Source organism: Streptomyces sp. CA-142005 (genome assembly GCF_050942335.1).
Lineage (GTDB): Bacteria > Actinomycetota > Actinomycetes > Streptomycetales > Streptomycetaceae > Streptomyces.
Genome location: NZ_CP192078.1, coordinates 2,894,088 through 2,908,264 on the forward strand (window position 1 = coordinate 2,894,088; position 14,177 = coordinate 2,908,264).

The window sequence follows — 14,177 nt, forward strand, 5'->3', positions numbered from 1 at the left end:
GGCGCTCGGCGCGGCGGGCTGTGTGAGCACCGTCGCCAACGCCGTCCCCGCCGAGATCGCCGCGATCCTGAACGCCTTCGACGCGGGCGACACCGCCCGTGCAACCGAACTCCAGCTACGGGCCACGCCGTTGATCGAGGCGATGATGGGCGCGGGCCTGCCCGGCACGGTCACCGCCAAGACCCTGCTCACCCGCCTCGGCCGACCCGCGGGCCCGGTGCGGGCACCACTGCTGCCCGCCGACCGGGAGACGGCAGACAGGCTGCTGGCGCACTACAAGGCACTCACCGCCGCGCTCTGATCAGCGGTCGGCGAACACCGGCTCCCAGTCCCGGTCGCCGTAGCCGTCGTTCGGCTCCTGGAAACCGCTGAGCGGGACGACCTTGGTGCTGCCGATCGTGACCAGCACCAGCCGGGGCCGGTACCGCTCCACGTCCGGGTCCCGCTCCCAGGCGATGAGCCGCTTGTCGTCGGCCCAGGCGAGCAGATGGGAGCCGCGCACCCGGGTGAGCTCCTTGCCGGTCAGCGGATCACGGATCGAGGAGTACGACGTGTGGTGCGGCTCGGCCACCAGCCCCCAGGCGGCGAGCCGCCCGTCCGGGGACAGCCGGGCGCCGACGTCCGACCTCAGATGGGCCTCGTTCGCGGGCGCGGGCACCTTCCGGCCCGCGAAGTCGTAGAACTGCTGCATACCGTCGCGGGGTCCCACGATCCGCGCGTACAGCAGGTCACCGGCGCGGCCGAAGGCGAAGTCCTCCCGGCCGAGGAACTCCCGGCCCGGCGGAACCGCGACCCAGGTTCCCCGTCCGGAAGCCACGTCCAGGATCTCGAAGCCGGTCCGGGACAGGGACTGGAAGCGCGGCACCCAGTGGGAGCGGCCGGTCCGCGTGTCCATGGCCTTCTCGAACCCGTCGGGATTGTCCGTGTACGTCGTGGCGACCAGCCTGCGGCCGTCAGGCGAGAAGGCGAGCCCCCCGACGCCGTGCGACACCGGGATCCACCGCTCGACCTCCCCCGTCGCGAGGTCGAGCAGTCCGATCCGGGCGGCGGGCATCCGCCGCTCCAGCACGGCGGCGGTCCGCAGGCCCGGGGCGACGGCCACGAACGACCACCGGTCGTCCTTCTCGTACCGGCCGGTCCTCTGGTTCAGCAGCCGGTACGTGCGCTCGCCGATCGCGAGGCCGGCGCTCTGCGGCACCACCTTCACCGTGTAGTACGCGGCCAGCACCGACCGCCCCGCCGCGATCAGCTCGCGCGGCGGCCCCTGGTCCGGATGCGCGCTGACGTCACGGGAGTCCAGCACGCCGGAGGGCCGTACGTCCTTCCGGCCGCCGGAGTCCAGCAGCGGCACCCCGACACCGACCACGGCGGCGGTGGCCACCGCGACGGACGCGAGCCGGCGGGTACGGCGGCGCCGGCGGGCGCCCAGCACCCGGTCGGCGAATCCGGCCGGCGCCGGCTGCTGCTGCGCGGCCTGCTCCCGCAGCGCGTCGCGCACGAGTTCCTCGACGTTCACGGGCGCACCTCCACGGGCGAGAAGTCGCGGGACGGCTGCCGGCGGCCGGGGTCCAGTGCCGCCAACTCGGGGGCCAGCGCACGGAGTCTGGCCAGGGAGCGATGGGTGGTGGACCGTACGGTGCCCACGGAGCAGCCCAGGATCCGGGCCACCTCGGCCTCGGGCAGGTCCTCGAAGTACCGCAGCACCAGCACGGTGCGCTGGCGGGCGGTGAGCCGGGACAGCGCCGTACGCATGACGAGCCGCAGCTCGGCGGCGCCGGACGCGTCCGGGGCCACGGCGTCCTCCGGCGGCTCGGCGACGGTCACCTCCCGCCGCGGCCATTTCAGCCGCCAGCGGCTGATCTGCTGCCGGTACAGGATCCGCCGGACGTACGCCTCCGGCTCGTCGATCCGCTGCCACCGTCCGGCCGCCCTGACCAGCGCGTTCTGCAGCAGGTCCTCGGCGGCGTGCCGGTCGCCGCCGGTCAGCAGGACGGCGGTCTTCAGCAGCGCGGACGACCTGCCGGCCACGAACTCCCGGAAGTTCTCCTGCGCTTCGGCATCCATCGTCACCTTCTCTTTCCCCCGGGCCACTCGTCGTCGCGGCCCTTCATCCCTCCTGACGCGCGGAAGGGCCGCCCGCTATGCCTCACGCCCACAGGAAAGGGCGGGCGCGGCCCGAAGGCCTGCGGTAGCCGGACTTCACGGCACTGGCGCGGTTCGCGGCCGTACCGCCGGTGCGACCGAGCTTCCCTCAGCGGATGTGTGAAGGGCGCCCGAAGGGTGGATCGACTTCTGCGAGGCCGAGTTGACGCAGCATGCCGAGTTCGTCGCTGCTGCCCCAGCGCTCCACGAGCTTGCCGTCGTCGTCGAAGCGGCTGATCTGCATGCCCCGGTAGCTGACCTTCTTACCGGTCGCCCGATGCCCCATCAGCGGGCCCAGATGCGTCCCGGTGACGGTGTAGGCGAAGGCCACCTCCTCGTCGGTGGCCACCAGATGGTCCACCGCGATCTGCAGGTCGGGGAAGGCCGAGCGCAGCTCGCCGAACATGCTCTTGTATCCCTCGGGCCCCGGTACCTGTCCCGGCGCGGGGTCGTGGTCGATCGATCCGGGCGCGACGATCTCTCCGAGAACGTCGAGGTTGCCGGAGACGACGGCTTCTGCGAAAGCGGTCTGCGCGGCGATGTTCGTTTGCTGGGACATGGATGCTCCTCGGGTGCCTGTCGACCACCGGTCCGTCCGCCGGCTGCGAGATCCACGCACCTGTGCCCTAGAGCGACCGTACATCGGGCCCACGCCCCCGGCATGTCCTCGCCGCCGCGGCGGGAGGGCAACGCCCCGGGTGTCGCCGAAGCCGACACGCCCGAGCGCCCTCCCCGGCCGTTGCCGGTACCGCGGAAGGGCGCTCGGAGCGCACCGCACTCAGTTGTGGCTGTTCTGAATACGATGCAGGTCAGGGGGGCAACCCGCCCCCTGGGCCGTCTCGGGGCCGTCCTCGGTGCTGTCGGGGTTCCGGAAGACACGATCCACGGCGGCCCGGGACGTGAGCGCCGGGCGCCACACAAAGCGGTTGAAGCGAGTTCGGTGCACAGCCAGAGCCTTGTTCCCGGACGTTGACGAACAGCAGCGAGGCCGTCACAGGCGGACCGTCCGGGGTCTTCCAGGGCAGCGTGACCTCTACCGGCTCATGCTTGGTGATGTGAGTGGCCAGCGCGAAGGAGACCGTCTCGGGCAGGGGCACACGCCGTTCCTTGCCGCCCTTGGGCGGGCCGAAGACCGCCTGGGTGCCTCGGATGAGCTTGACCTGCCGGACAACGTGGACCGTGCCCCCGAGGAAGTCGACGTCTTCGAGGGCCAGGCCGAAGATCTCGCCTTACCGAAGACCGCACCCCGCGCCCAGGGACACCGATTCTCGGCGATGATCCGATCTTCCACGGCGGCCGTGAACACGGCGGACACGTTGGCGAAGATCGACCGCCGGTAGGATGCCGCACGCCCTGTTACCTCCAGCTCTCGCATCCAGGCACGCAGGTGCAAGGGCCGGAAGGACCCCATAGGGCGGTCACCGGGGTACACGGCCCCAACGTCGTGCTTTACCGGGCAGGTCCACAGACTGCCCGACGCGCCGGAAGCTTACGGGGCCATGATCACTCGCGCCGAAGCAGCTCCAGGCCAAAGTCGTTCCGCCGACCTAGTGGCTCGTCTCGCAGCGTTGGCCGGGTAATCGATGTGCCGCCCGGCGGTCGGCGGACTGTCTCCAGGGCCTGCTTGGCGTTGGTCGTGGGACGTCGCCCGGGTTTGTCCGTCGGCCGGTCGGCATGGAGGAAGGCTGCCGCTTGCAGCGGATCAGCCGGACGGCGAAGGACAGCTGCGGCGGGCGATCGTGGTGCTGATGTCCGCTCAGGGCAGCAGAGCGTCAAGGTCACTACCCTGCTGAGGCAGGGGCGTTGAGCTGCCAGTTGCTTGATCGAGCCTGTCGTCGGGTGGCCGCCCTGCTGATCCGGGTTCAAAGGTGCGTTGCAACGCGGACCAGGTCAGCAACTGCACGAAGGCGGCTCTGCGGCGGCCAGGCGATCACCGTTGTCACAGGCGGAGCGTCCAGGACCGGCACCGCGGCGAGGTCCCGGCGCAGGTCGGTGCTGGCTGACTCGGGAATGACCGCGGTGGTACGGCCGAGCGCGATCAGCTGGAAGAGCTGTGTCAGGTTCCGTATCTCCGCGCCCGGTCCTTCCGGGTAGCTGCCGCCGGGACCGGGCCAGCGGGCCATCGGGAGCTCTGGCAGTGTGGTGACGTCGGCCATCCGGACCTGGGAGTGGATGGCGAGCGGGTGTGAGGCCGGCAGGATCGCGACCTGTCCCTCGGTGTACAGGGTTTCGGTGTCGAGCCCGGCTGCTGAGTCGAAGGGCAGGTGCAGCAGAGCCACGTCGGCTTGTCCCTCCTGCAGCAGCTGCCGGTGCTGGTGTGCCTCGCAGATCAGCAGATCGACGGTGGCTGCGCCGGGTTCCGCGGCGTAGGCGTCGAGCAGTTTCGTCAGCAGCTCGCCACCGGTGCCGGATTTGACGGCGAGGACGAGGCTGGGGTGTGCCTTGGCGGCCCGTTGGGTACGCCGCTCAGCCGCGGTCACTGCGCTGAGGATCGCGCGTCCTTCGGCCAGCAGCACGGCTCCGGCCTCGGTGAGCGTGACCTTGCGGCTGTTGCGTTCCAGCAGTGCGGTTCCGAGCCGCCGCTCGAGCTGGGTGATCGTGCGGGACAGTGGCGGCTGGGCTATCCCAAGGCGCTGGGCAGCCTTGCCGAAGTGCAACTCCTCGGCGACGGCGACGAAGTACCGCAGCTCGCGTATTTCCATGAGTCCAGGCTAAGACGGCAGGCGGCTGATCGATATCGCTCGGGTATCGCTGCACTACCGAGAGGGTGTTGGTGTCCGGCTGCAGCGCAGGCATGCTCGTTTTCATGAGCGAGAAGACGATCGCGCTGGTTACTGGCGCGAACAAGGGAATCGGGTATGAGATCGCGGCCGGGCTGGGTGCGCGGGGCTGGAGCGTCGGTGTCGGCGCCCGGGACGAGCAGCGCCGGAAGGACGCTGTGGCGAAGTTGCGTGCGGCTGGTGTTGACGCGTTCGGCGTGCCTTTGGACGTGACCGACGACGGGAGCGTGGCCGCCGCAGTCCAACTGATCGAGGAGCGGGCAGGACGGCTGGACGTACTGGTCAACAACGCCGGCGTTGCCGGCGGCTGGCCGGAGGAACCGACGACCATCGACCTGGAGACCGTGCGGCGACTGCTGGAGACCAACGTCCTCGGCGTCATCAGGGTCACCAACGCGATGCTGCCCCTGCTGCTCCGTTCGGCGCACCCGCGGATCGTCAACCAGTCCAGCCACGTCGGCTCCCTGACACTGCAGACCACGCCCGGCGTGGACCTCGGGGGGATCAGCGGGGCGTACGCGCCGACGAAGACCTACCTCAACGCCGTCACCATCCAGTACGCCAAGGAGCTGAGCGGCACCAACGTCCTGATCAACAACGCCTGCCCCGGTTACGTGGCCACCGACCTCAACGGATTCAGCGGGACGCAGACCCCCGAGCAGGGCGCGGCGATCGCCATCCGGCTGGCGACCTTGTCGGACGACGGCCCGACCGGCCAGCTGTTCGACGACAGCGGCGTCGTACCGTGGTGACCTGACCTTGGATGCGTTCCTCGATCGCTGTCGCTGGGCATCGTCACGCAGCCTTGGCCGGGTAATCGGTCCACTGGCGGATCGGTGACTCGGGCGCGAAACGGGTCTTCGGCTCGGCGCGGGCGTTGCGCCAGCGGAGATAGGCGGCGATGGCGGCGTTCTGTTCGGCGTGGGTGCGGTGGTCGGTGCCGTTGAGTGCGAAGTGGCGCAGGGCGGCGAACTCCGACTCGATCCAGTTCAGCCAGGAGCCGTAGGTCGGCAGGAAGACCAGTTCGACGTCGTGGTCGGCGGCCCAGGTGCGGACTTCGGCGTGCTTGTGCGGGGAGAAGTTGTCCAGCACCACGTACAGCTTCTGCTCGGGCCAGCGTTCCCGCAGGGTCTTGAGCAGGCCAGGAACTCGCGCCACCGTTTGCGTGTGCCGATCCGGTAGGAGATCTTGCCGGTGGCCAGGTCGAGGGCGGCGAGCATGTGCATCACTAAAGCGGTGGCTTCCTGGCAACCAGCGGCAGTGGCCAGCTGACGCAGGCCACGAGTGCGCTGCCGTCCTCGGTGAGGAAGAGCAGGGTGAACCGTGTCCGATTGTCAGGATCGATCAGCGCTGTGCGCACAGGCCGGCCATAGTCCCTGATGAGCTGCACTGCTCGCTCCAGGCCAGGAGGTTCGAATCCGCGCATCCGCATGCGCTGAAGTCGGCGACTGAAGACTCCGGCATGCGCACCAGTGGGTTGTACCCGTTCCTCCACCGAGTAGGGGGCGCCGCTGCGGAGGGCGGCCAGAGCCATCACGGACGCCTCGTCATCACCCATCAAAAGCGATTCCAGCACATGCCGTTCCATGGTCACCCCGTTTGGATCGTGCGGTACAGCAGCCAGGTACCGCAACCCTAGTAACCACCCCCGCACGGTAGCGTCCCTCCGGGCCCGCTCAGCGGCCGGTGTGACCCCCGCTGACCGATCGCGCTAGAGCTACGGATCAGAAGGTTTTCGACATCCACGGCTGACATCAACAAGGGCGGACGGCGGCACACAGCGACGCCCCTGGGCGTCCGTCGGATCAGCCGACGAAGGCACCAGGAGCGGGCGTAGATCGAACTCCTAAAGCGGTGCTCACGCACGAGCGCCCTCCCGGGCCGTCCTGGGGCCGTGGAAGGGCGCTCAACGATGACCAACGTCGACAACTGCCGACAGCTCGGCAGCAGGTCAGGGCGTTGATCGATGAGGCGGCCGCAGGTCACGGCCGCCGGTGATCAGTTGTGGCTGTGCAGGATGTCGTTCAGGCCGCCCCAGACCGCGTTGTTCGGGCGGGCCTCGACCACGCCGGTGACCGAGTTGCGGCGGAAGAGGATGTTGGAGGCGCCGTTCAGCTCGCGGGCCTTGACGATCTGGCCGTCGGGCATGGTGATCCGGGTGCCCGCGGTGATGTAGAGGCCGGCCTCTACCACGCACTCGTCGCCGAGCGCGATGCCGACGCCCGCCTCGGCGCCGACCAGGCAGCGCTCGCCGATGGAGATGATCACGTTGCCGCCGCCGGACAGGGTGCCCATGGTGGAGGCGCCGCCGCCGATGTCGGAGCCGTTGCCGACCACGACGCCCGCGGAGATGCGGCCTTCGACCATGGAGGTGCCGAGCGTGCCGGCGTTGAAGTTGACGAAGCCCTCGTGCATGACCGTGGTGCCCTCGGCGAGGTGCGCGCCGAGGCGGACCCGGTCGGCGTCGGCGATGCGCACGCCCTTGGGGACGACGTAGTCGGTCATCCGCGGGAACTTGTCGATCGAGGTGACCTGCAGGTGCAGGCCTTCGGCGCGGGCGTTGAGCCGCACCTTCTCGATGTCGTCCACGGCGACCGGGCCGAGCGAGGTCCAGGCGACGTTGGCGAGGTGGCCGAAGATGCCGTCCAGGCTCTGGCCGTGCGGCTTGACCAGGCGGTGCGAGAGCAGGTGCAGACGCAGGTAGACGTCGTGCGCGTCGATCGGCTTCTCGTCCAGTGAGGCGATGACCGTACGGACCGCGACCACCTCGACGCCCCGTCGGGCGTCCGGGCCGATCGCCGCGGTCGCGCCGCCGCCCAACAGCTGGGCCGCCTGCTCGGCGGTGAGCCGCTCGGTGCCGGCCGGGCCCGGCTCCTCGACCAGCTCGGGGGCCGGGAACCAGGTGTCGAGAACGGTGCCGTCGGAGGCGAGGGTGGCGAGGCCAGCGGCGACGGCGCCGGTGGTGCGGGAAGCAGAGTCGGTCATGCAGGCAAACCTAACGTGGGCGGGGTGGTCGGGGCGAACCGCGTCTCACGTGCCGGGCGCCCCGTCAGGGGATCAGCCGAGCGAGGGCGGCGCGGGCGTATTCCTCGTCGTAGGAACCGCCCGTCAGCAGCACCTGGAGGCAGATCCCGTCCAGGAGGGCGAGCAGGGCGCGGGCCGTGACAGGGTCCGTGCGGCCGGCCAGCAGGGCCGCCGCGGCCTCGGTCCACTCGGCGGCGACGGGACGCAGGGCGGGCCGGCGCAGGGCCGCCAGATACAGCTCGTACTCCAGCTCCACGCCCGTACGGTCGCCGCCCAGCCACACGCCGAGCGCGCCGGCGAGTTCGGCGGCGAGATCGCCCGCACCGTCCTTGGGCAGCCGCTCGGCCAGCACCCGGCCGAAGTTCTCGTTCGACTGCCGCAGCGCGGCCACCATCAGCTCTTCGAGGGTGGCGAAGTGGTACGTCGTGGAGCCGAGCGGTACGTCCGCCTCGGCGGCGACCGAGCGGTGGCTGAGACCGGCGATGCCGTCCCGGCCGACCACGCGGATCGCCGCGTCGATGAGGCGCCGGCGCCGGTCGGGGTCGTAGCGGCGGGGCATCAGTGGCTCGCTCCCCCCAGGTTCAGCACGACCACTCCCCCGATGATCAGCAGGATCCCGCCGACCTTGGCGACGCCCAGCCCCTCCCCGAACAGCAGCAGTCCGAGGAGGGCGATGGTCGCGGTGCCCACGCCGGACCAGATCGCGTACGCCGTGCCGATCTGGACGGTCTTCAGCGTCTGGGCGAGCAGCGCGAAGGAGACGAGGTAGCCCAGAGCCGTCACGAGCGAGGGCCACAGCCGGCTGAACCCCTCGCTGTACTTCATCGCCGTCGTCGCGGCGACCTCGGCGGCGATGGCGCCGGCGAGCGTCAGGTATCCCATGTGTGCGAGCGTACACAACGGATGCGTACGGTCGTACACGTCCGCGGGACCACAAGAAAGTTTCACTTTCACAGAAACCGCTCGCTACGGACGCTTCGGCCACTACTCTGCGGGCCCATGCCCGACCACACCCCCCATCCCTGGGAGACCGGCTGGACGGCCGACACCTCCCGTCTCCCCGGCACCCGAAGACTCTGGCTGGCCGGCGCGCTGGCGTTCGCGGTCGCCACCGCCTGCGTCACCGCCCTGGTCGTGAACGACGGGCCCCGGCACACCACGACCACCCCGCAGCAGACCGGTGCCCCCACGGACAACGGCCCCGGCCTGCTCTCCTTCGCCTCCCCGTCGGCGCCTACGACCGCTCCCCCGAAGGGCGGGCGCGGCACGACCCCGGTGACACCGCAGACGGCCACCTCCGCCTCCACCTCCACCTCCGCCTCCGCCGAACCGAGGTCCACGCCCTCCAAGTCACCGGCACCCCACGGAAGTTCACCCCACTCACCCGAGCCCGCCGCGCAGGGCACCTCCGTCCGCTCCGTCAACTACCCGGACCGTTACTGGCACATCGGCGGCGACTACGTGCGGCTCGACCCGGTCACGTCGCCCGCCGACCGCCGCGCCGCGACCTTCACGGTGGTCAAGGGCCTTGCGGAGAGCCGCTGTTACTCCTTCGCCACGGCGGGCGGCGGCTACCTCCGGCACCGGAACTTCCTGTTGCGCGCCGAACCCGACGACGGCACGCCCCTGTTCCGCCAGGACGCCACCTTCTGCCCTCGCCGCTCGTCCTTCGGCGGGGCGGTCATGCTGGAGTCGGTCAACTACCCCGGCCGCTTCCTGCGGCACCAGAACTTCCGGCTGAAGCTGGTCCCGTACCAGGACACCGAGCTCTACCGCGCGGACTCGGCGTTCCAGCTCGTGGAGGGGCTGGGCTGAGCAGACGAAAGCGGCGGCACCCGTGCGGGGTGCCGCCGCTTTCGCGGATACAGAAGCCGTCAGACGTTGAACCCGAGCGCCCGAAGCTGCTCGCGCCCGTCGTCCGTGATCTTGTCGGGGCCCCACGGTGGCATCCAGACCCAGTTGATGCGGAGTTCGTTGACGAGGCCGTCCGTGGCGGACTTGGCCTGGTCCTCGATGACGTCCGTCAGCGGGCAGGCCGCCGAGGTCAGGGTCATGTCGACCGTGGCCACGTTGGAGTCGTCGATGTGGATGCCGTAGATCAGCCCGAGGTTGACGACGTCGATGCCCAGCTCGGGGTCGACCACGTCCATCAGGGCCTCGCGGAGTTCCTCCTCCGAGACCGGCTTCATCTCTGCGGTGTCGGTCATGCCGTCTTCCTTTCGGCGTCGGCGCCACCCAGCGCCTGGGCCGTCGCGTCCTTCCACGCCATCCAGCTCAGGAGGGCGCACTTGACCCGCGCGGGGTACTTGGAGACACCGGCGAACGCGACCGCGTCCTCCAGGATGTCCTCCATCGCGTCGTCGGGCTCGATCCGGCCCTTGGACTGCATCAGCTCCAGGAAGGTCTCCTGGATCTTCTGCGCCTCGGTCAGGTCCTTGCCGACCAGCAGCTCGTTGAGGACCGACGCGCTCGCCTGGCTGATCGAGCAGCCCTGGCCCTCGTAACTGACGTCCGCGATCTTCGTGCCGTCGTACTTCACGCGGAGGGTGATCTCGTCGCCGCACGTCGGGTTCACATGGTGCACCTCGGCGTCGCCATCCCGCAGACCACGCCCGTGGGGGTTCTTGTAGTGGTCCAGGATGACTTCCTGGTACATCGAGTCCAGCTTCACGGTTTCAGCTCACGCCTCTCAGCCGAAGAAGTTCCGTACGTGCTCCAGCCCCTCGACCAGTGCGTCGATCTCGGCCGGCGTGGAGTACAGATAGAACGACGCTCGCGTGGTCGCAGGAATTCCGTACCGGAGGCAGACGGGCCGCGCGCAGTGGTGGCCGACACGGACCGCGATGCCCTGCTCGTCGAGGACCTGGCCCACGTCGTGCGGGTGGATGTCACCGAGCGTGAAGGAGATCGCGGCGCCCCGGTCCTCGGCCGTGGTCGGGCCGATGATCTTCAGGTCCGGGACCTTCTGCAGACGCTGGACCGCGTACTCGGTCAGCGCGTGCTCATGGGCGAGGATCTTCTCCATGCCGATCGACTGGAGGTAGTCGATCGCGGCACCGAGACCGACCGCCTGAGCGATCGGGGGCGTGCCCGCCTCGAACTTGTGCGGCGCCGGGGCGTAGGTGGACGAGTGCATCGAGACGGTCTCGATCATCTCGCCGCCGCCCAGGAAGGGGGGGAGGTCCTCCAGCAGCTCCTGGCGGCCCCACAGGACGCCGATGCCCGTCGGGCCGCACATCTTGTGGCCGGTGAAGGCCACGAAGTCGGCCTGCAGGGCCTGCACGTCCAGCGGCATGTGCGGGGCGGCCTGGGAGGCGTCGATGCAGACCAGCGCGCCGACCTCCTGGGCGCGGCGCACTATCGCCTCGACCGGGTTGACCGTGCCCAGGATGTTCGACACCAGCACGAAGGAGACGATCTTCGTCTTCTCCGTGATGATCTCGTCGATGTTGGTGAGGTCCAGCCGGCCGTCGTCCGTGAGACCGAACCACTTCAGCTTCGCGCCGGTGCGCTGCGCGAGCAGCTGCCACGGCACGATGTTGGAGTGGTGCTCCATCTCCGTGATGACGATCTCGGTCTCGTGGTCCACCCGGTAGGGCTCCTCGGCCCAGCCCAGCATGTTCGCCACGAGGTTCAGCGACTCGGAGGCGTTCTTGGTGAAGATCACCTCGTCGCGGCTCGGCGCGTTGATGAACGCGGCGACCTTGTCGCGCGCGCCCTCGTACAGCGCCGTGGCCTCCTCGGCGAGCACATGCACACCGCGGTGGACGTTGGCGTTGTAGCGCTCGTAGTACTCGCTCAGGGCGTCCAGCACCTGGCGCGGCTTCTGCGAGGTCGCCGCGTTGTCCAGGTACACGAGCTTCTTGCCGTCGTGGACCAGACGGTCCAGTACGGGGAAGTCCTTGCGGATCGCCTCGGTGTCGAGGAGGCCCGGCAGCTGTGTCACGCGGATACGCCACCCTTCGTGTATGCCTCGTAGCCCTCGTCCTCCAGCTTGTCGGCGAGCTCGGCACCGCCGGACTCGACGATCCGGCCACCGGAGAAGACGTGGACGAAGTCGGGCTTGATGTAGCGCAGGATGCGCGTGTAGTGCGTGATCAGCAGGGTGCCGACCTCGCCGGTCTCGCGGACGCGGTTGACGCCCTCGGAGACGATGCGGAGCGCGTCGACGTCCAGGCCGGAGTCCGTCTCGTCCAGGATCGCGACCTTGGGCTTGAGCAGCTCCAGCTGAAGGATCTCGTGGCGCTTCTTCTCACCGCCGGAGAAGCCCTCGTTGACGTTGCGCTCGGCGAAGGCCGGGTCCATGTTGAGGCGCTCCATGGCCTCCTTGACCTCCTTCACCCAGGTGCGCAGCTTGGGGGCCTCGCCGCGGACGGCGGTGGCGGAGGTGCGCAGGAAGTTGGAGACCGAGACGCCGGGGACCTCGACCGGGTACTGCATCGCCAGGAACAGGCCGGCGCGGGCGCGCTCGTCGACGGACATCTCCAGGACGTCCTCGCCGTCGAGGGTGACGGTGCCGCTGGTGATCGTGTACTTCGGGTGACCCGCGAGCGAGTAGGCGAGGGTCGACTTGCCGGAGCCGTTGGGGCCCATGATGGCGTGCGTCTCGCCCTGCTTCACGGTGAGGTCGACGCCCTTGAGGATCTCCTTCGTGGCGTTGTCGGCCTCGACGGTGACGTGCAGGTCTCGGATTTCAAGCGTTGCCATGGGTGCCTCAGGACTCCTGGGTGAGGGAGACGAGAACGTCGTCCCCTTCGATCTTTACGGGGTATACGGGGACGGGGCGCGTGGCCGGGAGGCCGGACGGCTTGCCGGTGCGCAGGTCGAAGGAGGAGCCGTGCAGCCAGCACTCGATCTGGCAGTCCTCCACCTCGCCCTCGGAGAGCGAGACGTTCGCGTGGGAGCAGATGTCGTAGATCGCGAACACCTCGCCCTCGGTCTTGACGACCGAGACCGGCGTGCTGTCGATCTCCACCCGCTTCGGGGTGTCCTCCTCCAGCTCGCTCAGCCCGCAGACGCGTACGAAGGTCATGCGACCGAAGCCTCCAGCTCCTCCTCGATCTTGGCGAGCAGGCGCTCCTCGATGTCGGCGACACCGATCTGCTGGACCAGTTCGGCGAAGAAGCCGCGGACCACCAGGCGGCGCGCCTCGTGCTCCGGGATGCCGCGGGCCATCAGGTAGAAGAGCTGCTCGTCGTCGAAGCGGCCGGTCGCGGAGGCGTGGCCGGCACCGACGATCTCGCCGGTCTCGATCTCCAGGTTCGGCACCGAGTCGACACGCGCGCCGTCCGTGAGGACCAGGTTGCGGTTCATCTCGTAGGTGTCCGTGCCCTCGGCCTTGGCCTCGATGAGCACGTCGCCGATCCAGACCGCGTGCGCGTCGTCGCCCTGGAGCGCGCCCTTGTAGACGACGTTGGACTTGCAGTGCGGGGTGTTGTGGGTGACCAGCAGGCGGTGCTCCTGGTGCTGACCGGCGTCGGTGAAGTACAGGCCGAACAGCTCGGCCTCGGCGCCGGGGCCGGCGTACGTCACGCGCGGGTGCAGGCGGACGACGTCGCCGCCGAAGGTCACGACCACGGACTTGTAGGAGGCGTCCCGGCCGACCAGCGCGTTGTGCTGGGCCACGTGGACGGCCTTGTCGTCCCAGTCCTGGACGGAGACGACGGTCAGCTTCGCCCCGTCACCGAGGACGTAGTCGACGTTGGCGGCGAGCACCGCGTCACCGGTGTGGTCGATGACCACGACCGCCTCGGCGAAGGCGCCCAGCTCGATCACCTGGTGGCCGAAGGCGGTGCCGCCCTGGCCGTGCACCGCGATGCGGATCGGCTCGGTGAGGACGGTCTCCTTCGGGACGGTCACGACCGAGGCCTTCTCGAAGGCGGAGTACGCCTGCGCGGCGACCCGGTCCACCGGGGTGCCCGCCTTGCCGAGCCGCGCGTCGTCACGGCCGACGGTCTCGACGGTGACGCCCTCGGGGGCCTGGACGTCGACCTTCACGCCGTCGCCGTTGGCCACCGCGGTGCCGTCGTGCAGCCCGCGCAGGCGCTCCAGCGGGGTGAACCGCCACTCCTCCTCGCGGCCGTGGGGGACCGGGAAGTCCGCCACGTCGAAGGACGGGGGCGCGCTCATGCGCGAGACGACGGTCGACTCCGCGGCGACCGCGATCGAGCCGGCGGTGGTGGAACCCACCGGGATGTTCTGGGCCTCAGCCATGGCTGTCGTATTGCTCGC

18 protein-coding genes and 1 pseudogene are annotated in these 14,177 nt (G+C 69.7%); 4 read left to right on the plus strand and 15 right to left on the minus strand.

Annotation, left to right across the window (positions count from 1 at the left end):
* Position 1 precedes the first annotated feature (1 nt).
* Positions 2-301, plus strand: a pseudogene (locus tag ACQPXS_RS13820) (dihydrodipicolinate synthase family protein); the annotation flags it as partial.
* On the opposite strand, the gene ACQPXS_RS13825 reads toward ACQPXS_RS13820, so the two are convergent.
* The 3 genes from ACQPXS_RS13825 to ACQPXS_RS13835 all read right to left on the minus strand — a co-directional run bounded on the left by ACQPXS_RS13825 (position 302) and on the right by ACQPXS_RS13835 (position 2,701).
* The gene (locus ACQPXS_RS13825; protein WP_433449459.1) at positions 302-1,516 is read right to left on the minus strand and encodes a WD40 repeat domain-containing protein; all 1,215 of its coding nucleotides are present in this window, start codon (positions 1,514-1,516) and stop codon (positions 302-304) included. It lies immediately after the preceding pseudogene.
* Entirely contained in the window at positions 1,513-2,064 is a 552-nt protein-coding gene (locus tag ACQPXS_RS13830) for a SigE family RNA polymerase sigma factor (RefSeq protein WP_433449461.1), read from the minus strand. The genes ACQPXS_RS13825 and ACQPXS_RS13830 overlap by 4 nt, the downstream gene beginning before the upstream one ends.
* 187 nt (positions 2,065-2,251) lie before the next feature.
* On the minus strand, positions 2,252-2,701 hold the full coding sequence (locus ACQPXS_RS13835) for an ester cyclase (protein WP_356310624.1): 450 nt from the start codon (positions 2,699-2,701) through the stop codon (positions 2,252-2,254).
* 496 nt (positions 2,702-3,197) lie between these two features.
* On the opposite strand from ACQPXS_RS13835, the gene ACQPXS_RS13840 reads away from it, so the two are divergent.
* Entirely contained in the window at positions 3,198-3,482 is a 285-nt protein-coding gene (locus tag ACQPXS_RS13840) for a hypothetical protein (RefSeq protein WP_433449462.1), read from the plus strand.
* A gap of 522 nt (positions 3,483-4,004) precedes the next feature.
* Here ACQPXS_RS13840 and ACQPXS_RS13845 read toward each other — a convergent pair.
* The gene (locus ACQPXS_RS13845; RefSeq protein WP_433449464.1) at positions 4,005-4,844 is read right to left on the minus strand and encodes a LysR family transcriptional regulator; all 840 of its coding nucleotides are present in this window, start codon (positions 4,842-4,844) and stop codon (positions 4,005-4,007) included.
* 92 nt (positions 4,845-4,936) lie between these two features.
* Between ACQPXS_RS13845 and ACQPXS_RS13850 the strand changes: the two genes are divergently transcribed.
* On the plus strand, positions 4,937-5,674 hold the full coding sequence (locus ACQPXS_RS13850; protein ID WP_433449465.1) for an SDR family oxidoreductase: 738 nt from the start codon (positions 4,937-4,939) through the stop codon (positions 5,672-5,674).
* Positions 5,675-5,717: 43 nt separating this feature from the next.
* Here the strand turns inward: ACQPXS_RS13850 and ACQPXS_RS13855 are convergent, their stop codons facing one another.
* The 5 genes from ACQPXS_RS13855 to ACQPXS_RS13875 all read right to left on the minus strand — a co-directional run bounded on the left by ACQPXS_RS13855 (position 5,718) and on the right by ACQPXS_RS13875 (position 8,828).
* On the minus strand, positions 5,718-6,080 hold the full coding sequence (locus ACQPXS_RS13855; RefSeq protein WP_433449466.1) for a transposase: 363 nt from the start codon (positions 6,078-6,080) through the stop codon (positions 5,718-5,720).
* Positions 6,081-6,150: 70 nt separating this feature from the next.
* A complete protein-coding gene (locus tag ACQPXS_RS13860) occupies positions 6,151-6,510 on the minus strand; it encodes a hypothetical protein (protein ID WP_433449467.1) in 360 nt (119 codons plus the stop codon).
* Between the two features lie 410 nt (positions 6,511-6,920).
* A complete protein-coding gene (gene dapD, locus ACQPXS_RS13865; RefSeq protein ID WP_356304302.1) occupies positions 6,921-7,907 on the minus strand; it encodes a 2,3,4,5-tetrahydropyridine-2,6-dicarboxylate N-succinyltransferase in 987 nt (328 codons plus the stop codon).
* A 64-nt stretch (positions 7,908-7,971) separates the two neighbouring features.
* Positions 7,972-8,505, minus strand: a complete 534-nt coding sequence (locus ACQPXS_RS13870) for a TetR/AcrR family transcriptional regulator (protein ID WP_356304305.1) — start codon at positions 8,503-8,505, stop codon at positions 7,972-7,974.
* The gene (locus ACQPXS_RS13875; RefSeq protein WP_351800838.1) at positions 8,505-8,828 is read right to left on the minus strand and encodes a DMT family transporter; all 324 of its coding nucleotides are present in this window, start codon (positions 8,826-8,828) and stop codon (positions 8,505-8,507) included. The genes ACQPXS_RS13870 and ACQPXS_RS13875 overlap by 1 nt, the downstream gene beginning before the upstream one ends.
* A 117-nt stretch (positions 8,829-8,945) precedes the next feature.
* Here ACQPXS_RS13875 and ACQPXS_RS13880 point away from each other — a divergent pair, with 117 nt between their 5' ends.
* Positions 8,946-9,761: an AbfB domain-containing protein gene (locus ACQPXS_RS13880; RefSeq protein ID WP_433449469.1), complete on the plus strand. Its 816-nt coding sequence runs from the start codon at positions 8,946-8,948 to the stop codon at positions 9,759-9,761.
* A gap of 59 nt (positions 9,762-9,820) precedes the next feature.
* Here ACQPXS_RS13880 and ACQPXS_RS13885 read toward each other — a convergent pair whose 3' ends face one another.
* From ACQPXS_RS13885 to sufD, 6 genes are read right to left on the minus strand one after another with little or no spacing between them, the layout of a single operon-like run.
* On the minus strand, positions 9,821-10,153 hold the full coding sequence (locus tag ACQPXS_RS13885) for a metal-sulfur cluster assembly factor (protein ID WP_103812962.1): 333 nt from the start codon (positions 10,151-10,153) through the stop codon (positions 9,821-9,823).
* Complete coding sequence (gene sufU, locus ACQPXS_RS13890; protein ID WP_076092461.1) at positions 10,150-10,617, minus strand: Fe-S cluster assembly sulfur transfer protein SufU; 468 nt, start codon at positions 10,615-10,617, stop codon at positions 10,150-10,152. The genes ACQPXS_RS13885 and sufU overlap by 4 nt, the downstream gene beginning before the upstream one ends.
* Before the next feature lie 18 nt (positions 10,618-10,635).
* On the minus strand, positions 10,636-11,892 hold the full coding sequence (locus tag ACQPXS_RS13895; RefSeq protein WP_351800832.1) for a cysteine desulfurase: 1,257 nt from the start codon (positions 11,890-11,892) through the stop codon (positions 10,636-10,638).
* Positions 11,889-12,653: a Fe-S cluster assembly ATPase SufC gene (sufC, locus tag ACQPXS_RS13900; protein WP_356304315.1), complete on the minus strand. Its 765-nt coding sequence runs from the start codon at positions 12,651-12,653 to the stop codon at positions 11,889-11,891. Before sufC ends, ACQPXS_RS13895 begins: the two co-directional genes overlap by 4 nt.
* Before the next feature lie 7 nt (positions 12,654-12,660).
* Entirely contained in the window at positions 12,661-12,978 is a 318-nt protein-coding gene (locus tag ACQPXS_RS13905; RefSeq protein WP_351604967.1) for a non-heme iron oxygenase ferredoxin subunit, read from the minus strand.
* Positions 12,975-14,159 (minus strand): Fe-S cluster assembly protein SufD, encoded by a 1,185-nt coding sequence (sufD, locus tag ACQPXS_RS13910; RefSeq protein ID WP_433449471.1) that lies wholly within the window; start codon positions 14,157-14,159, stop codon positions 12,975-12,977. The genes ACQPXS_RS13905 and sufD overlap by 4 nt, the downstream gene beginning before the upstream one ends.
* Between the last annotated feature and the right edge of the window lie 18 nt (positions 14,160-14,177).